This window comes from Pseudoalteromonas sp. KG3 (assembly GCF_030436385.1).
Lineage (GTDB): Bacteria > Pseudomonadota > Gammaproteobacteria > Enterobacterales > Alteromonadaceae > Pseudoalteromonas > Pseudoalteromonas prydzensis.
On record NZ_CP098523.1, the window covers coordinates 692,930 to 713,322 of the forward strand.

The 20,393-nt window shown below is 42.9% G+C and carries 12 protein-coding genes; 1 reads left to right on the top strand and 11 read right to left on the bottom strand.

The genetic code is table 11. The features are described 5' to 3' along the window. Nucleotides 1–43: 43 nt before the first annotated feature. Nucleotides 44–1,369, top strand: coding sequence for an amidohydrolase (locus tag NDQ71_RS03455; protein ID WP_192540539.1), 1,326 nt, complete (start codon nt 44–46; stop codon nt 1,367–1,369). Nucleotides 1,370–1,450: 81 nt separating this feature from the next. Here the strand turns inward: NDQ71_RS03455 and NDQ71_RS03460 are convergent, their stop codons facing one another. From NDQ71_RS03460 to NDQ71_RS03510, 11 genes are all read right to left on the bottom strand, one after another. Then, nucleotides 1,451–5,809 carry a di-heme oxidoredictase family protein gene (locus NDQ71_RS03460; RefSeq protein WP_301562257.1) on the bottom strand — a complete coding sequence of 1,453 codons (4,359 nt, stop codon included), beginning with the start codon at nt 5,807–5,809 and terminating at the stop codon, nt 1,451–1,453. Between the two features lie 554 nt (nt 5,810–6,363). Then, nucleotides 6,364–6,768, bottom strand: a complete 405-nt coding sequence (locus tag NDQ71_RS03465) for a GNAT family N-acetyltransferase (protein WP_301562258.1) — start codon at nt 6,766–6,768, stop codon at nt 6,364–6,366. Nucleotides 6,769–6,792: 24 nt separating this feature from the next. After that, the gene (locus NDQ71_RS03470) at nt 6,793–7,095 is read right to left on the bottom strand and encodes a MerR family transcriptional regulator (RefSeq protein ID WP_367318010.1); all 303 of its coding nucleotides are present in this window, start codon (nt 7,093–7,095) and stop codon (nt 6,793–6,795) included. A 384-nt stretch (nt 7,096–7,479) separates the two neighbouring features. Then, entirely contained in the window at nt 7,480–7,989 is a 510-nt protein-coding gene (locus NDQ71_RS03475; RefSeq protein WP_192540534.1) for a ClbS/DfsB family four-helix bundle protein, read from the bottom strand. A 315-nt stretch (nt 7,990–8,304) separates the two neighbouring features. Beyond that, entirely contained in the window at nt 8,305–8,748 is a 444-nt protein-coding gene (locus NDQ71_RS03480) for an SRPBCC domain-containing protein (RefSeq protein WP_192540533.1), read from the bottom strand. A gap of 70 nt (nt 8,749–8,818) precedes the next feature. Next, nucleotides 8,819–8,980, bottom strand: a complete 162-nt coding sequence (locus tag NDQ71_RS03485; protein ID WP_192540532.1) for a hypothetical protein — start codon at nt 8,978–8,980, stop codon at nt 8,819–8,821. Between the two features lie 237 nt (nt 8,981–9,217). Continuing rightward, the gene (gene recD, locus NDQ71_RS03490; protein WP_192540531.1) at nt 9,218–11,152 is read right to left on the bottom strand and encodes an exodeoxyribonuclease V subunit alpha; all 1,935 of its coding nucleotides are present in this window, start codon (nt 11,150–11,152) and stop codon (nt 9,218–9,220) included. Beyond that, nucleotides 11,149–14,724, bottom strand: coding sequence for an exodeoxyribonuclease V subunit beta (recB, locus tag NDQ71_RS03495; protein WP_301562259.1), 3,576 nt, complete (start codon nt 14,722–14,724; stop codon nt 11,149–11,151). The genes recD and recB overlap by 4 nt, the downstream gene beginning before the upstream one ends. After that, nucleotides 14,711–17,995 (bottom strand): exodeoxyribonuclease V subunit gamma, encoded by a 3,285-nt coding sequence (gene recC / locus NDQ71_RS03500; RefSeq protein WP_192540582.1) that lies wholly within the window; start codon nt 17,993–17,995, stop codon nt 14,711–14,713. Before recC ends, recB begins: the two co-directional genes overlap by 14 nt. A 160-nt stretch (nt 17,996–18,155) precedes the next feature. Further along, a complete protein-coding gene (locus NDQ71_RS03505) occupies nt 18,156–19,187 on the bottom strand; it encodes an alkaline phosphatase D family protein (RefSeq protein WP_301562648.1) in 1,032 nt (343 codons plus the stop codon). A gap of 41 nt (nt 19,188–19,228) precedes the next feature. Next, nucleotides 19,229–20,356: an alkaline phosphatase family protein gene (locus NDQ71_RS03510; protein WP_301562260.1), complete on the bottom strand. Its 1,128-nt coding sequence runs from the start codon at nt 20,354–20,356 to the stop codon at nt 19,229–19,231. Between the last annotated feature and the right edge of the window lie 37 nt (nt 20,357–20,393).

A 20,393-nucleotide genomic window follows, 5' to 3' on the forward strand; every position in this document is an offset into this window, starting at 1 on the left:
TTACTCTACATTAGTTAATGCACAAATAATAAAAGGGATTGCTATGTTAAACAAAATTATTTACAGCAGTTTATTACTAAACAGCATCTTGCTAGGCACCTTACCTTCACCAAGTTTTGCAGCAGCTTCTAATGAGCAGCTAAACGTAAATCTTCAAAAAGCCAACCACAGTGTCAGTGAAAAAGTAATCACTTGGCGACGCCACCTCCATCAATATCCAGAGCTTAGCAATCGCGAATTTGAAACCGCTAAATACATTACCAAGCACTTAGAAGCACTGGGTTTAGAAGTACAAACTGGGGTAGCCCATACCGGTGTGGTTGCTAAACTCCAAGGCGGCAAAAAAGGCCCCTTAATAGCGCTTCGTGCAGACATGGATGCCCTCCCTGTGACTGAACAAGTTGATTTACCGTTTGCTTCTACACAGACCTCTACCTACCGTGGTAATGAAGTTGGTGTTATGCATGCCTGTGGTCATGATAATCATGTCGCCATTTTGATGGCTGTGGCCGAATCTTTGGCTAAAGTTCAAGATGACTTAGCGGGTGATGTATTATTTGTCTTTCAACCGGCAGAAGAAGGTGCCCCTGAAGGTGAAGAAGGCGGCGCTGAACTGATGCTCAAAGAAGGCTTATTTAAAGAAAAACCTGAAGCCGTATTTGGTTTACATGTAACCAGCTCGCTAAATACTGGCCAGATTGGCTTTCGTGAAGGGCCGCTGATGGCCAGCTCAGACTCGTTTTCAATCAATGTGCAAGGGCAACAAACTCATGGCTCACGGCCATGGAATGGTGTTGATCCGATCGTTGCGGCCTCGCAAATAATTATGGCTACACAAACAATTTCGTCACGCCAAGTTGACGTCACTAAAGCGCCTTCAGTGATCTCCTTTGGGGCAATTAATGGCGGCGTACGTTCAAATATTATTCCTGATAATGTCGAGTTAATTGGTACTATTCGTACTTTTGATCAGGCAATGCGTGCTGATATTAAAAAACGCTTGACGAAAACCGCACAGCTAGTTGCTGAATCAGCCGGTGCTAAAGCGGATGTGCACATAGATCATGGTTACCCTGTAACAGTCAATAACGTTGCGTTAACGCAAAAAATGACGCCGACGTTAGCTAAAGTCGCGGGTCAAAGTAACATTATCACTACTGATCTCATCACTGGTGCTGAGGATTTTAGTTACTACGCGTTAGAAACGCCGGGGCTATTCTTTTTCCTAGGTGTAACACCGCAAGGTCAAAATGCAAAAACGGCTGCAAGTAATCATTCGCCACAGTTTTTCGCCGATGAAAAAGCTTTACAATTAGGTGTCAATGCGATGACCCAGTTAGTTGTAGATTATTTTGCTATGACAAAATAATCTACGCAGAAACACTAATGCTATAAAACGAATATACCCACACTAGGTGGGTATATTCATAAAGTACTTAGCTGCTGATTTTTAAAGTGAATTTAAAAATGTCAGTACTGCTGACTGGTCATTTACTGACAAACTTTCATAAGCAATTTTTGAAGCTTGCGCTTCTCCATCATGCCATAAGATAGCTTCTTCTATCGTTCTGGCGCGGCCATCATGTAGGTAGCTTGGCTGTGCAGTACAAAACTCATTGCCTTGCCCGCCGAGGATATTATCTACCCCACCAGTCACACAGGCAGATAAACCAATGCCCCAAAGCGGCGCTGTTCTCCATTCAGCACCTGTAGCCAAGCCTTCGCCTAAGTTATCGGCTAATCCTGGCCCCATATCATGCAGTAATAAATCAGTATATGGGTGAATAGTTTGTGCTCTTAGCTCAGCCAACGGGTGATATTCACTGGTTTCGAATGTGCCAGTATGGCAACCTTCACAGCCAATTGAGGTAAAGAGTGTTTTGCCTAATTGCACTTGCGGATCGTCAAGGTCGCGCTGAGCACGTACACCAAGTAAAGCAATGTATTTACTCAATTCGTCAAGGTGTTGATCAGACACTTCAACACCTGCATTACCACAACTTGATTGTGATGCGCCGCAGTCTGGATTTGGGAAAACCGAATTGGTCACCCCCATATCAGTATTAAAAGCCCCCGCTACTTGGTGCTTAATAGATGCAGCCGCAGCTTTATAACCAAAGCGTCCTAAACGTGTTTGGCCTGTAATAGGATCAGTTACCCGTTGTGCTTTACCCGAAATCCCATCGCCGTTATTGTCGTGCTCATCAGCTAAAGCTAATACTGCACTCTCTGGGATCGCCTCAAGTAAACCTAAACCAACTAATTGGGGGGCAATACGCGCTGAATAACGCGCTGGGGTGGTTTTACTAAATTGGTAGTTAGGCGAGCGTAAGCCATTACTTTCTACCCATGATGCAATAGTAACATCCCCTTCACCTTGTGTAGCATCGTTGATCCCTACGTTTTTAGGCTGTAATACATTGCCTAATAATGGATGTGTGTTGCCATTAATATCAGCTACTTTAAATACCCACTTTGCCAAAGAGCCACCTACTTCTGGTGGCGCAGCGCGACCATTACGTACGTGACATCCCGCGCAGCTATCATTAATATAATGCGGGCCTGACTTTCCTACAACGGCATTAAATACACCATTTTCACCATTTAGCTCATCGTGCTCACCATTGACAAAACTACTGTGATGAACACGTCGCCCTTGCACAAATGTTTGGCCATTTAAGCTCGATAAATTAGTCGCCATTTGCATAAAGTGATTATCTGGCTCATTGGTATAGTTATAAGGAAGTGTGGTTTTACCACCTAGCCAACCTTGCTCGGCAATCGGGTATGAATCTTCTCGTTGTGATGAAGGATCGTTAAAGTCCCCTACTGTTTTCCAAGGTACCAATCCTTCACCGACAATATATAAGTAAGTAGTACCATAATAGTTTTCACGGCCCTCTGGTGGCGCATCCAGAAATTGGCTAACCTCAAACTCCATACGCTGGCCAACTTCAAGTGGTAAAGAACCACCAGCAGGTTCCCAATTTAATGGTCGATAATCATCAATAATGACGCGATAACGGTATTGATCACCTGAACCGCTGATCTTATTAAAGTCTGTATCATAACTACCATTATCCAACTCAACCACAGCACCACCGCCAAAGTAATTGCCATGGTACTCAGCAACAGTTCCTAAACCGCGATACCAAGCGCGAAACTCTCGTGCACCTAGCTTCCACTCAGTAATAAAGGTCACTTCTATCCGCGAGCCACCTTTGGCGACAAAGTCTGCTATTTCAAATTGCGCAGTACGGTGCGCCCAGTAATGGGATAAATAATGATCATAAATTTGAAATTGATCTTCCTTGGCATGACGGTCACGACCACGATCTGCAAACCGGGTAATTAACGCATCTCCTCGGTCATAGCTAATAGCCGGCTCTAATTGCGTAGTCGTATCGTATAGAGGGATCACATTGCCTAGGTTGATCTCACAACCTTGACTATTTACTTGGCTGCCTGCAGGTGTATTTGGGCATTGATCTTGGCTGTCACTCACCCCATCATTATCACTGTCATTTTCTGTTTGGTTGGCAAGGTTAAATTCTAGCCAATTTAAATTAAATTCACCGCCCGTCATTTCAATACGAACAGTGTGCACACCTTCATTTAAAGTAACAGACGCGATTGTTTGACTAATAAACGTTTGCCAGCCACCTGTTGTAGGCACAGCATCAGTGGCAACAGTGTTACCATCAATTAATACTGTGTAAGTGCCATTACCAATTTCTGATGCAACACGAGTTGTTAAGTTATACGTACCTGCACCAAGGTTAGCTTGAAACTCAAGCCACTCACCCGCGGATGTCCAACCTACATTGTAACCACCGCCACTATCACTTGTGGTTTCAATGTCGACATCATCGTTGCGATATTCTCCACCAGTATTACCCGCGTCATTATCTAAATAGTTACTGTAATCTTCAGCTTCGAGACGAAGTTGCTCGGTTACCACTATACTGCAACCTTGAGCATCAACAACATCACCCATCGGCGTGTTTAAGCATTGATCAATATCATCATTGACACCATCGCTATCTCCATCACCATTATTCCCTGAAGCTGGATCTGAAAATGTATGCGTTTGTTCAGCTGTGTCTGTAACAACACCATCATTTTGTAAGTAGGTAAACCAAAAGCTAACCACATCACCAGCCACGAGTCCTGTCAGAGTGAGTTCATTCCGGCCATTGATAACTTGCATGCGCACATTTTGTTGACCACCGCCGTTTACCGTATAATGCACATCAGCCCACCCTGTGGTATCAACGTAAAAAACAAGGCTATCCGTTGAGGGCTGCTCTAATCCTTCAGGCAAAATAATCACAGGGCAGCCTGTGGCATCAACCTCAATACCAGCTTGGGTACCAGGGCATTGGTCAAGGCTGTCATTGACACCATCTTGATCGCTATCGTTTGGCGCACTACCGCCGCCAGTCCATGTAATATCATCAATGGCCATTTGGAAGCTATAATTTGGCTCCTCAGTTGCGACCGATACAATATTAAAATGATTTTTAATCGATTGTAATGCGACCATGCTCCCAGCTAAATCAGTTATAGGAATACTTACTTCACTCCACTGACCGTCTCGCACCAGCCCATATTGGTTAATATTGGCTGGAAAGGTGATCCAATTCTCATTAGTGTAGGTATCTGCTATGCCTATTCTAAAACTAACATCAGCAGGAATTTTAATATTAAAGTTAAGATGGCCATCTCTAAAATTACTCATATCACGTGCTTGACGACTTTGAATACCTGCGCCAAACCATTGATTTGGCGTATATTGCCAGGCAATAACGTCGCTCCCTTCATAAGCCTCGGTTGTGCCTTGACTGAGTGAATTTTGATTCCAGATATAAATATCAGCATTGCTGCCAGGCACTAACGCATTATCGCTTGGGCCTTCACTAAATACATTAAATGTGCCCACTTCTGGTTGTGTTAAATTGCCATTAAATACTTGCCCTTGGCCGTCAAGTTCATAAATTCGCACATAATCCACAACCATTTTTCCAGGTAGTGGCGCGCTCACCTGTTCATTGCTCAACGCATCGGTAAATAAACCACCTACGGCAAGGTTCATTAACAAATAAAATGGTGCATTAAACTCACTGGATTCAGCGGATATTGGAAATGGGTTATCGTACATATCGTATTCAACCCCATTGTCTTCAACCGTGAAACGAATTTCATCCTCAGTCCAATAGGTACGGTAGGTAACAAATCGGTTTGTAAGTGGTGTTGATGACAAATGAGCGTTGTCTGTTTGATACGCCACACTTGCGGCGCATGATGGATTACCAGTACTGCAGGCTGCATCCGCATAAAAAATTAAATTTGATCCTGTATAGTTATTACTCGGTGCACCAGCAAAGCCAGCATCACTTCGCCCTGCTTGAGATTGCCCCATTTCCATGATGTCAATTTCGCCTTTAGCAGGCCAATCTGCGGTACTGGTACCGAGCATCCAAAGCGCAGGCCATAAGCCAGTATCCACATCAGACACTTTCATTCTAATTTCTATCATGCCGTATTGCACAGCTAATTTATTTTTGCTTTGTAATTTACCAGAGGTAAATGCTTTACCGCCAAGCGCTTCGTTTTTAGCTTCAAACACAAGCCCCTTGTTACCAGCTTCACCAACGATATCGCTAATGTAGACATTATTTTCGCTGTACCACTGTAGCTCTTGATTACCCCAGCCACATAAGCCTTGATCACAACCATCACCAACATCGATATTCCAAACGTCAGTATTTAAATTATTAAAATTATCTTCCCAAAGTAAATTGCCCACGGCGGCATTACTTTGCGAGGACGCGCAAATGATCAGGCTAGCAAACCCAATATTTGCAAGCCTCGTAGTTAACTTGCTGTTAGTTTTCACTGTGTGTGTCTCCAAATGTCATTTAAAAACTTCTTTCGTGGTTAGCCACTAAAGAACGAGTCCTTTTTATTCATCTCACAAACAACAGAAATGAAAGCGCTTACATTAAGATCCATAACAATCCCGAACAATTGAAATGTAGCACTTGTCAAACACACGCATTGTGGTAAACCATCCTTTTAAATAGTTTTAGCGTATGCAGAGTTATAAACTTAACATGTAAGCGCTTACATTAACAAGTTAATAACAACAATTAAAACAAATTAACTTTGACAATTTTGAGCAGGCTATAAATTATGGACCGTTGTATGATTGGAGTGTAGTCATCGGGGCTTACTAATAATGCAATAGAGTACGATTCTAGGTGCTAAGACACCTATATAATACGCGCTAGATTATAGAGTTTACCTTAAGTATTAATGAAGCAACTTATAGCAACCAGAGAGAAACACTGAGTACTTGTATCACCAGCTGACAGACATTTTATAATACTGCACACCTGCTTTATCAAACGCTGGGCCTTCAACGTCCATCCCAAACTGTTGATAAAAACTACTCGCGGTTGTACGTGCATCACACCAAAAATAGTTAATGTTCAATTGTTTTAGATATGCAATAACATGGGTGATGACTGCAGAGCCAACGCCCCTGCCCTGAAAGTTAGCTAAGGTAGCAAACTTTCTTAAGCGAGCTACATTTCCTTGGCTATAAACTGACGCGACACAAACCAATTCATCATTTAAAAATCCACCAAAGTGAGTGGCCGTTTCATCTCCCACTACTTTGCAAAATTGCAGCGGCTTCTGCGGCCACAAAACACAGTGCCTGATCGGTAACGCCTGCTGCCATGTGATTTGTTTTATTTTCATAATCCCTCAAATAAAGTAATAAACTTAGCTACAAAATGACTTCAACATATTATCTATTACGGCTATCGCGTTACGATCTTGGCTAATTCGCTTAGCTAGTAATGCTTTTTTGTCTCGTAATTGTTTGCTGAATTCAGGGCACAAACTCCCTAAAGCTTGGTAACGCTCATAGCCTACTTTGATTTCAGTTAGCGTAAAACCGATAGTCTTGCCACGCTCAATAAAAGCAAGCTCCTGAAGCTGAGTTTGACCATAATACCGATAACCATTACCCGCTGGTATTGGTGGCGTCAACATGCCAACCTTCTCATAGCACAGATCAGAAATGCAACCTTAGTCATCGAAGTTACAGGCAAGTATATTTTGCTTGATCCCATGCTTGCCAAAAAATCAACGCTACCGAGACTACGTTACTATAAAAGCCAACAACGAAATCCACTAGTTGAATTACCCAGTGCATTCCAACAACTTGAAAATAAGATTGCATACGCTTGATCACTCATTGTCAAAAAGGCCATTTCGATCATTTAGATAAAGCAGCTGAACGCTGGCTACAAAACAATGAAATTACTACATTTTGCACTAAACACGATTCCCGCTACTTAACTAAAAAAGGGATCAACACTGAAGTATTAAAAGAACAATGCAGCTAGAGCAAGGGTTAAGGTGAGAGTGAGACATTAATGATACAGTAGCCGATGACTACGCTTACTAAATAAAGTTCCGATTAAAACGCCGAACTTTTGTACGCACATTTTTCATAGGTGATGACGTATTAAACTGAATCATACGTCCCAATGTCCATTTTTCGTACCACGCTACACCATATAATTCATCGTCATTTAAGCTTGAAATAAGCAAGAGTATATCGTTGACAGTAACCTCAAGCTCCATAAGTAGATCATCGTATTTCCAGTCTCGATATTCTTCATGGAAACTTTCTGCTAAGAGTCCAAGCTGATTCCATTTATAACCAGTTTCTGGAAAATTCACATGCTGATTTTGTGACCTTAAATGAAACCATTTAAGAACAAGTTTTCCCCAACCAATCAAGTAAGCTACCGTATCGCTAACACTGACCTTTGTACCTTTTACGTTTCCGTCTATCTCGCATTTTCGGGCTGCGCTTACTGGCGTTAAGCGATAATCTGCCATTAATTTAGTAAATATCAAGTTTATGGCTAATTCCAATTCGTCCTTGTTTTCTGGTATAGAAGACATTCTTGACCTCAATTAATACAACGAAACTATAGAGTTACTCGTTTTTAATTTATTTTCATTATTAATGGCTCAACCATATCTGAGTTGCTATTTTGATTCAATCGTTTAGTGGTTTACTACTTGATTAGTAACAATCGTATTTTAGAACCGTGATGGAGCGCACTTATTCTATGTTTGCCGTAAGCGACTAACTTAACGACCGGATCGACAGACGAAATAAACGGCTTTGTTTATTGATTTAGAATTGGCTGGCGCTGTATAAAAACGGTCAAAAAGAATACTAATATCTATTGACGGAGTTAAGGCTCATATGTGTTATTCGCCATTGTCTGCCTCTTTCAGCACATGTGTAAGACGATCAATATTCTGCTTGTTTGCGGAGCCAGCCCTTTCTTTGACAGCTTTGGCTGTTTCCAAATCATCGAAAACCTGTTCCCACGTCAAGTGCGTACCTTCGCTGACAGGAAACAGTTGCACAGTAAGCTTGAAGTTTGGAGGGCAATCATGATGGATGACAATTTTGCTATCAGGCTCAAGTTCTTCGAAGAAACTTTCATTGAGATAGTTTTTTCCATCAGGTCCGTGCATCACAAACTTCCAACGACCACCAACAGTAAACTCAAAAATTTCGAATGTATTGGAAAATCCTTCAGGTCCCCACCATAATGCTAATAAATCCGGCGACGCAAAAGCGCCATATATTTTTTTAGCTGAGAATGGTAAGGTTCTTGAAGTGCGCAGTGCTCTACCTTCAGTCATGACAGTAACTCCTTAATGTGTGGGTTTAGTGCCGCATACCAACGCCGCGCATATGGGCGAAAAAAACACGTCAGCAAGTTTGTGTATCCCAGCTGTGCAGGCTGCGAATGTTTTGATAGATACCTATGGCGGAAGTAAATCTGCGATCTTTTCCTTTGCAATCAAAAACAGACATAACATGACAGCCGTATTTTTTGATGTTATTCGTAATTTTTATTTCAGCTTTGTTCATGCCCTAACATCCTATACGCTCCGATTCTAGTGGTACCTCTCCCACAAACGGCAAGCTATTATATTGCTCAATAATTCCACTAAATAGCACTTGTGTAAACAGGTAATTATAAAGGCAAAGTTAGCAGATATCTGTAAGTCGGGATCTATCCCGAAGAGTTTTTAAGCTAAAGCTTAACCTAGATGATAAATTTAACACCGAGCTAAACTTACAACTTACCGCTTAAAACTTAAAGCTTTACTTCAACCTCTCATACAACCCTGATGCTCTGCTTACTGATTTATTCATGGCCATTAATAACACTTTTTTGTCGGCGACAAGTTCGAAGGTGTTTTTGGCGCGGGTGATGCCGGTGTAAACTAACTGACGATTGATGCCTGCGGTTGCTTGGTTTGCTGGTGGCAGTACCATAGCGGTGTAGGTAAATTCAGAGCCTTGTGATTTGTGAATGGTCATGACATACACTTTATCGTGGGCGGGCAATCGCGCTGGCGAAAATGCCCGTTCACTGCCCTGCTCGTCGATAAATACTGCTTTTAATTGGCCGTTTTCATCGAGCATTAAAATACCGATATCACCATTAAATAATTTTAGCTGATAGTCATTTTGTGCAATCATGATCGGCATGCCCACGTAATGACGCTGATCTGGATTTAGGGTTATTAAGCCTTGTTGAGCAAGTTGCTTTTCAATACGGTGATTTAAGTTATTTACGCCATAATCACCTTCGCGCACGGCGGCTAGTAATTGGTAGCTGGCAAAGGCTTTATGTACTGCAGCACTGGTTGCTTGCTGGGCAATTAATTGCAGATACTCGGCGTATTTACTGGCGGCACTTTGCACCAGTTTATCAAGTGGTTGGCTGACTAAATCATAATCAAAGATCACGTCTTTAAATGCGCCGCTGTTTACCTCTTGCTCTACGTAATTGAGCTTGCCACTGTTGTTGGTATTCACCGCTTGTGCTAATTGGCCAATACCGCTTTTTGCATCAAAGCGATAACTGTGTTGTAAAAATGCAATACAATCAGCGAGTTTAAAATCACTTGGGTTACTTTGCAGTTTATCTGCGCCGTTAAAACACAATTGATTCAGCTCTGCGCAGCGCTCAACAGAATAGCTTGGTGTTTGGTCAAGCACTAAGCCTTGGCATAGGTCGCTCATTACACTGCCGGTATCTACCGAGGCAAGTTGGTCTTTATCACCCAATAAAATTAACCGCGCGTGAGCTGGCAATGCTTCAATGAGTTTTGCCATCAATGATAAATCCACCATCGAGGCTTCGTCGATGATCAACAAGTCAAGGTGCAACGGGTTGGCCGTAGAATGCCTAAATTTATTAGTAAAGGGTTTAACCCCGAGTAAACGGTGAATCGTCTGCGCACTTTGCGGTATTAAGGTTTTTATGTGCTCAGGAATATTAGTGAGTTTGTCTTTTGCGCCAAGTATTGATTCACTTAATCGTGCGGCGGCTTTACCAGTCGGTGCCACCAGCTTAATACTCAAGGGGGCATGTTGATAAAGTGACTGCAATATCGCTAATAATTTAGTCACTGTGGTGGTTTTACCTGTGCCTGGGCCACCAGTGATCACACTAAACCCTTTTGTAGCGGCCATCGCACAGGCTACTTTTTGCCAGTCTATTTTTTGCGGATCAGTGCTATCTGTTTGCTCCGTTGGAAAGTAGCGTTCAAGCAGCTGTGCGAGTGCGTGGTTATCAACCGTCACCGTTTGTTGGCTCATCTGTAATAAACGTTGTGCAAGGGTATGCTCGTACCCTGCGAGGCGGGCAAAGTACAGTCGGTTATCAAATAACAACAAGGGTTTTTCAGGGCCAACACTGGCATGATGTTGTAAGCAAATAAGTGCCTGCTCGGTGCTAAAGCCATCATTAAATGGGCTTAAACTATCTGGCACGCTTAGTACCAGCGGGCTAAACTCTGTTTGGCGTAAATTAAACGGGTTTTGCCAATCAAGTTCGTTCAGCGTTAAGCAGCTATGCTGGCTTTGCTGAGCATTACTGAGCAATAAAATCAGGTAAAAAACATCATCATGTTGATGTTCACAAAGTAATTCCGCTAGTTTTATATCAACCATGCGCACACGATTTTCACTGAGCAAATAATCCAGTAATGGCACTATTACAGGGCTAGTTTGTTGTTCGGTGTTCATAACATGGTTCCTTCACTAAACAAGCCATCTAAAATCAGCACTTGTGCTGTGGTTAGCTTTTTAAAATACACGCCTTTACCCTCGCTCATGCCACGTAAAAAGGTGTAATACACGCCGCCTAAATGTTGCTCTATGCGGTAATTAGGTAGTCGTTGTTTTAATAACCGATGCAAAGCCACGGTATAAATTAAATACTGTAAATGATACTGATGGCTACTCATTGCTTGTTCAAGGGCATCTTGCTCGTAGTCACTTGCTTGGCTACCTAAGTAGTTTGATTTGTAATCTAAAATATAATACTGATCGTCATAGCAAAAAATTAAATCAACAAAGCCTTTAAGCAGGCCTTTGACATCATAAAAGTCTAACCGGCTTTGATTAAAAGCAAACTCTTTAATTAATACCGCATTTAATTGCTTGGCTGATAAGTGACTCAGTGGCAAGTTAAATTCCATCTCCACTAAACATTGCTGCGGGGTTAACACAGCAAGGCTCAAGCCTTGTTCGTTCAATGGGCAATGTAGCGCATCGAGTATCCATTGCTCAGTGGTTGCTTGCCACTGCTCGCTAATGTGGTATTTTTTTAAACTGCGCTCAACCACAGCTGCTAGGTTTTGCTCTGCGTTAGTCGGGTGAGTTTCAGGCTGGGTAAAATCGAGTTGCTCAAAAATTTCATGTAAACAACTGCCTGGTTTTGCACCTTTCGGGAAGCTATATGGTGAGAGTATTACATCTTGCTGAGCAGCAAACTCGTCTTTTTCGTGATCTTCATCGCTGCGCCCAGGCTCTATATGATCGGTGTACTTTTTAAAACTCAAGGCACTAAAACTGGTGGCGCGCCAATTACGTTCAATACGGGCATTAACCTGATTAACAGTGAGTGTTTCACTGGGAGCTTGGCTGCTGGTAAATGTTAATACGCCCTGCTCGGCAAGTTGCTCTGAGTTAAATTGCTGATAGCCCATTGCGTGGTTTGCAGCACAAAACGCTTGTAAATGCTCACGCCACATTTGGCTGCTGGTAATGTCTAAGCCTGCAAATAATACATGCCCTAACGAGCTACTTTGTATTGCTAAGCGGCTGCTTTGTCCTTGGCCAAGGTTATACATACCAATGGCACAAAAATGCACAGCACGGGTAAGTGCAACATACAATAACCGTAAGTCTTCTGCTAAACGTTCTTGTTGGGCCTTTTCTAGTGCGTCTTCACTTTTACTTAAATCGTAGATCAGTTTACCGTCTTGATGATAAAGCGCGTCTTTAGTTTCCCTAAAGCCACTGGCAAACGGCATAAACACCAGCGGATATTCAAGCCCTTTTGACGCGTGCATAGTGACTATTTTAACTAAGTTAGCGTCACTTTCTAAGCGCACTTGCACCGCTTCGCCGTCTTGCTGGCTAACCTTTTGCGCAAACCAACGCAGTAAACGCAGCGTGCCTTCCAGCTCAATTTGCTTTTGCTGCAGTATTTCAGCCAAATGCCTAAAGTCAGTTAACCAACGTTCAACGTTATAGCCTAAGCCCTGCCATTTAGCACTAAGCTGATTATGGCTAAGGAGATGTTCCATCATCGCCATGGCACCTTGTTTGTGCCAAATTTCGCTCAGAGTGGCAAAAAAGTTTAAATACTGTTGCCACTGGGTTTCGTCTTCATGCAAGGCATAAATGGCGTTATAACTGAGGCAAAATAACGGCCCTGCTAATACCCCGCGCAGTAGCGATTCATCATACTGACCGTGTAAGGCAGTTAAAAAATTCAGTAAATGGTGGCTTAACTCTTGATTAAACACGCTATCACGCGACAAATAGACGCTGGCAATATGCGCCTCGCTAAGGGCTTTTTTCATGATTTGTGCTTCAACACGATCGCGCACCAAAATACAAATATCGGCAGCTGTAATAGGTGTTGTACCAATACAAGCTCGCCCTTGGGCAGCTTGCTCCAGCAAGGTGACTATTTTATTGGCAAAATACTGTGCTAATTGTTGCTGACCAAAGCCTTTGCTGGTTGGTTTGTTTTTTTCATCTGCGGTGCTGTCTTCGAACACGCAAAATTCAAATGCAGTGGCAGGCTTGCCATCGAGTAAAAATGACTTATCGGCTTTTTTACCTTGTGCTGCGACTGGGTTAAATGGAATGGCGTCATTATAAATAAAGCTATTAGCGTGTTTACCAAATAGCTGGTTTACGCTTTGTACTACATCGCTACTGGAGCGAAAGTTAGTGCCTAAGGTAAATTGCTGCTCGTTTACGACCGCCTGCTTTGCACCAATGTAAGTAAAAATATCCGCGCCCCTAAAGCCATAAATAGCCTGTTTTGGGTCGCCAATCATGGCGAGGGTGGTATTTTCTTGGCCATAAATTTTACTAAAAATGCCGTACTGAATGGGATCGGTATCTTGAAACTCATCAATCATCGCCACCGGAAACAACAGCGCTATTTTTTGCGCCAATGTATCGCCTTGCTCGCTACCCAGTGCACTGTGTAAGTTACTGAGTAAATCATCTGGGGTGATCACGCTTTGCTCATGCTTGCGCTTAACAATCGCGGTTTTGACCCAGCTTGCAGCATGTTGCACAATGGCAATGGCTAAGCCTTGATTTACTATAGATAAGAGTCTTGCGAGCTCATCAAATTCTGCGACCAACGGATGAGTAAATAACGGCTGATTTTTTTTATAATTACTGGCATCGCTTAAGCTATCACTGCCCCACACCGCAAACGAATATTTGCTGGTGCCAAACTCAAAAAATACCTCGTCGCCTAAACAAAATTCTTCCAGCGCTTGTAAGCTGCCTTTACGCGCCGGTGTTTTTGAACCACTCAGCCCTGAACTTTTAATTGCAGCGATAAACTCGCTCTCTAAACAGGCTTTTTTAAAGCTAGGTACTTTTGCTAAATATTGCTCGCGGGCTTGCCACACATCGTCTAACTTTATTTGTGGTGTGATCTGCGCATTGCCTTTATTTAAAATACTCGACACCTGTGAGAACAACTGCTCTGGCGCAGCGAACACTTTTAATATGGCATCGGTTTTTTCTTTATCTAGCGGGTATACAAAGGCACGCCAAAAATCTTTAATGGTCTCAAGCAGAATATCGCGCTCATCGAGAATAAACTCTAAATTAAACGCCACGCCAGATTCAAACGCATGCTGTTTAAGCATCCGTTGGCAAAAACCATGTATGGTAAAAATTGCCGCTTCGTCCATTGATTTAGCCGCCGCATCGAGTAAGTCAAAGGCACGGTGTTTATCGTCAATTGCAGCAATTACGCCGCTTATCAGCTCATCATCAGGGTCTTGACCAAGCAAGGCATCGCGGGCGGCAATAATACGGCTGCGCACCCTGTCTTTAATTTCTTGGGTGGCGGCATCGGTAAACGTCACCACCAATATTTGCTCAACACTGAGCGGCACATTAACGGCTGCAGTGGGTTCATCAGCGTTTTGCATACCAAGTAAATAGCGTAAATATAAACCCGTTATGGTATAGGTTTTACCGGTACCGGCACTGGCTTCAATCAGGCTTTGCCCTGTTAGCGGCATAGTGAGTGGGTTAAGCGCTTGCATAGTCACTCTCCTTGGCGTGAGCAAATAATGGCGCCAGCAGTTGCTCGCTCCAGTTTATAAATTCTTCTTGGCAATCGGCTAACGACTGCACGGTTAAGCGAATATAAGGGTCTTCCCCCTCGCCACGGCCAATGTATTGCGGGCTAAATTTACTCATCGCTTTGTTTATATCACCGCCGCTTTTAATGTATTCATAACCACTAACCGGAAAAAACGCCACCGGAGCTTGCTGTAACGCTTTATACAAAGCAAACCAATCGGCTAACAGCGCATCGGCAGCTGCTTTGCTAAGTGGCGCAAAACTAATTTGTTTATCAAGGCCCAGCAGTAAAGTTTCAACGTTTTGTTGCATGCTTTGTGCTGCTAAATGATAAATAAAGCCTTTGATCAGATCTTTGGCTTTAATGCTGGCACTGCGGTAAAACACCTGCTTTTGCAAATACACTTGGTTTAACCAGCCTTCTACTTGGGTGCTTTCAAGAATTAACTTAACCTCAATCGGCTCACTTTTGCCGCCCTTTATTTGCTCTTTCACTTGCCCCGCGAGTGCATCAACGCGGTGCTGCATACTGTCGTAAATAATGTCGCCCACATTAGCTTGCGGTAAATCTCCGCGCTGCAGTATTTGTGCAGTGCTGAGCGGTTGCTCGTTAATATTCGCTTGTAGGATCTCATCGAGGTAAAAGTAACGTTTTAGTGCATCTAAACTAAATGGCTCTTCGTCTTTGGCTACTTCATTAAATTGCGGTAAGCGCAAACCTAAACTTTGTTGATAAAAGCTTTCTTGAGCATGGCAGACACTGCGAATAAACACATCAAGATCAAGCTGCTCAGGCGCACTAACATTAAGGGCTGTTGCAGGCTCTGGCATTATTGGCGCAGTAGGTAGCCAAATTGGGTTATAGCTGTGATCACTTTGCAGCGTGTGGTTTAAACTTGGTTGATAATACTGGCTATTAAAGGGCTGTAAATGCTGCTGGGTAATTAAGCTCTCTGGTAATTTTTTATCGACTTGTTCAGCGTATACAAAGCTGCGACCAATGTATTCTAATAACTCGCTAACCAAGGTTGATGGCATGCGCGGTTGGTTATCAAAACACGAGCGACCAATGTAGCTCATATACAAATTATCGCGGGCACTGAGCAGTGCCTCTAAAAACAAATAGCGATCATCCAATTTACGTGATCGGTCACCTTTTTGCTTTTTAGAATACGGCACTAAATCAAAACCAATCGGCTGCACGGTGCGTGGGTAATCGGCATCATTAAGGCCAAGCATACACACCACTTTAAATGGCACCGCTCGCATTGGCATTAATGTACAAAAATTCACTTGGCCGACTAAAAAGCGTTGCCCTACGCCTTTTTCTTGAATACCTTGTTTGATTAAATAACTCACAATACGCTGCGACACTGCTTGGCTGTAATCGCCATTGTCGTGGTGCTTTTTCAGCTCGTCGAGCACGTTTTGCAGTACTAATAAATCCCAACTATCGTCGCTGTCGCTTTCATAAATTTCGGTTAATAGATTTGCCAAAATAGCGGCTTTGTTGATCAGCGTATCATCTGGGCTTAGTTGCTCTTTAAAGGATTGTAATACATCAATAAAATGTACTAATTTATTGAGCGTATCAAGCGCCATACCTTCCACTTCATCGGCGCTGTAAATACCCTTGTAAGGACATTGCTCGTCGCGCTGCGCAATCCCCAGCAATAATCGGTTTAAACCATGTTGCCAGGTATTTAACTCAATGGCGGGCAAATCAAAGCTGTGTTTATGCTCAGCATTGATGCCCCATTTAACGCCAACGCGTTCCAGCCAATACTGAATTTGCTCGTACTCATGGGCTTCAACACTGAACTTTTCGGCTATTTGGCTCACTTGTAATAAGTCGAGAATGTCTGACACCCCAAAGCGCGAAAACGGCAAATTAGCTAGGCTTGCAAACGAACTCAGCACCGGCTTTTCTTGCTCAATGGCTAAATCCGCCAACGCATAAGGGATAAAGCGCTCGTGTTGCGCACCACCAAACACCGCTTCAATATAAGGGCTGTAGGTGCCTACATCGGGCATCATGACGATGATGTCTTTCGGTGTTAGGTGTTTATTCTGGTTAAACAGATTGAGTAAATAGTCGTGTAAACGCTCTACTTCTCGAAGCGGTGTATGGCAGTCGCTGAGGGTAATGCTGGTGTCGTCACAGCTTATTGGTAATTTGCCTTGCTCATTGATAAACCATGCTTTGTCTTCGCTTAGTGATTCGCCTTTAAACGCCAGCTGATAAATCTCGCTTTGAATTTGGCCAAGTAAACTGTCATCAAATACATCAATAAAACCATCGAGCCAATTGGCGTCTAACTGAACTAGTTGCTCAAAATAATCGCGGCCAAGTTTTCCCCACGACGATAGCAGCGGATTACCAATAAAATAGTAATCTTGCTCGGGTTTGGATTGCGCGTCTAGCAAAGGTTTGATGGCATATTTAGCGGTAATTTTTGCGGCGGTTTTTTCATCAACAACATCACCCCAATAGTGCGCACTGGGGTTAAAAAAGAATAAGTTAACTTCTGTTTTTTGACTTAAAGCTGTAAACACCTCAAGTTGTGAGCTGGCAATCGCAGATATACCAAATAAATTAATGCGTTTAGGTAATAAACTAGCATCCATCAATTCAAGCGCGCTGAGCAGTTTATCTTGCATATTGGCGCGATGAAATTGGCTTTGGCCAAGTTCTTTACTGTGCTCAACAATGCGTCGCCACAGATCAGGCTGCCATGGCGCTATGCTTATGTCTACATCGTCTAGTTTATCAACGCCGCTGTCCCAGGTTGCGATCCAATGCGGCCGATACATTAAATATTGGTCGTACACGTCGGCAATTTTTTCGCACAAGGCAAAGGTTTTTTGCCCGTCGCTGTCGCCCGCTAAATAGGTTTTTAGCGGTAAGTACAGCGGTTCATCAATGCAACTTGGTAATATGGCAAACAGTTTCCAAGCAAGATTAGGTTTATTAAACGCCGATTCTTTGGGTACATTAGGCAATAACTGCTGATAAAGCTGCCAAATAAAGCTCGATGGTAATGGGAACTCAACCTGCGCAGCAATACCGAGCTGCTCACTCAAACCAATTTTAAGCCACTGCGACATCCCTGGTGATTGCACCAGCACCACTTCTTTGTCAAACACACTGGGTAAGGGATTTAACTTTAACAGTTGATGAAACTGCGCTTGCAGGGCTTCCATCCGGTTTGATTGAATAATATTGAGCATGGCGACACTGTTGTTGCTTGAGATAAAACCAGTGTAAGATATTTTCAATTACAGGGGTAGCCAAAGTCGTTAATTGGCTTTAATAAATCAGATGCTTAGCTTGATATTTAAACGCAGTAAACTCACAGCTGCAATCCATAATGCTGTGAGCCTAGCATTGTTATTTATACGGGCTAATACTCGACAAACTAAATTGGCTTTGCATAATAGTTTTGCCATCAATGCCTTTAAGCTGTAATGAAATAGCTGGATCTTCTTGTTGCCAATCAATGCTTAAATCACCGTAGTTTACTTCATGGGTAAATTGCCCAACGCGGTGCTTATTGGGGCTGACGTCTTTCCATTTTTCAGTCAACCCTGAGCTGGTCATTTCAGTTAATGGGTAATCGAGGTTGGCACTGTATTTTGAAATTTCTCCCCAGTGTGTATCACCACTGATAATAATCACCCCATTTACGCGGTGTTTTTTAATAAGTGTGAATAAACGCGCGCGGTCCTCAGGAAAATTAGCCCATGATTCCCAGCCTGTAAAATCAGGCAACAACTGCAAACTTGAGCTAATCAGCTTTATTGCTGCTGGCTTTTTCAGTTCTTGCTCAAGCCATTGCCACTGCGCCTCACCCAGCATAGACGCGCCTTTTAGCTCAGTTGGGCTGTATGGGCCTTGATTGTTTGCTTTACGTTTGGTGTGATATTCGGCTTCGCTAACAGGATTAAGCGCATCACGATTCCAACGTAGATCAGGCATGATCACCTGCACTGTTTGCTCGCCTTCTCCATACCTGTACGAAGTATAAATACCATCAGCACGAGTACGCCTAATAGATGCTTTTGGTTCTTGGAAGAAATCGAGCATAATTTGCCGAGATTGCTGTTTATGTGAGTATTCTTTGCCCGCATCGTTTTGGCCAAAATCGTGATCATCCCACATGGCGATTATCGGCGTTTGCGCTCTGAGTGTTTTAAAGCCCGGTTTTGCCCCTAGCTTTTGATACTTATCAGCCAAGACTTGCATATCGTTAGTGTCACCATAAATGTTATCCCCTAAAAAGATAAACAAATCGGCATTTTCTTTATTGATCGCATCAAAAATGGGAATCGCTTTATCTTGATGACCGCAGGATCCAAACAGAATTTTTTGTGGCGCAGTTATTTGCTCTGATGAACTAAACGCTGTAAAACTCATTAACATGCTTGCCAGCAGCGTTGTTGTGATCATAGTGCTTGCAGACTTCATTTTAATACCTCAGCGATCGCCGGTGCCATGTTAGGATTTATCTGTTGTGGGCTTTCGCCCAGCGCAGTTAATACTGTAGCAGCAACTTGCGCTTGTTTAAGCTCGGTTTTGGTTGTAACTAAACCGGTGGCTTTAATAGCAGGACCCATTGCTGCAAACCAAATATGTTCAGAGCCAATTATGCCTTCAGGAAACGCTTTACGCCCTTGCTCTGAGTTTGCTAACGCTTGTTTTGAGCTATGATGTTGCCAATCATTAGCGTGACTGCCACGGCCATGATCTGTGGTGATGATCAAGGTGGTGTTGTTTTTATAGCCCGGCGTTGTTTGAATGGTTTGCCATAAGTCTTGAATAAATGCATCACTTTGCTTAGCTGACTTTAAATAATGATCGTAAGCGCCATCATGGGCAAAATCATCGGTTTCACCTAAGCTTATCACCAATAATTTAGGCTTATTAGCCAACATATACGCTTTAGCAAACCGATAAGTAAAACTATCAAAACGGACATTGTGCCAAGGGCTTGGGATCTCATTTTGCAGCGCATTTAACAGCGCCGCATCTTTTGATAAACCTTCGGCAATTGGCATAAAGCCGGCATTGACATACACGCCACTGCGCTTATCATTAACAATAAACGGGAATACATCCCAACTGCCAAATAATGCCGTTTTGTGCTTATATTCAGGTTGTTGCTCAAGCAGTTCAAGCATGGTTTGATTTGGGTTTAAGATTTTATCATTACTGTTAATGCCCTCATCAACAAACCCCGTTAAAATTTCGTTGTAGCCTGGGTATGAGAAATACCACGGATTACTCACCGACATATTAGAGCCATTACTTCTGTCGCCAATAATCGCACCTTGTTTAGCCACCGTTTGCGTTATAAAAGGCATTAACAATTGTTGACGTTGTTTACTGTCTTCATGCCAAAATTCAGCCTTAAGTTGTTCGCTGTGTTTAACAAAATCAGGGTTGCTGAGCAAATTAGCATCCGCGCCGTTAAACACCTCTTGCCAGCGCACGCCATCAAGCGTGACTAACACTACATTTTGCGTAGCAACTGCCAATTGGCTGGTTAACAGCACTATGCCTAGTAAATTTAGTTTGATTAATTTTTTCATTTTTCACCTATAAAAATAGCAAAAAGCCCATCAATGA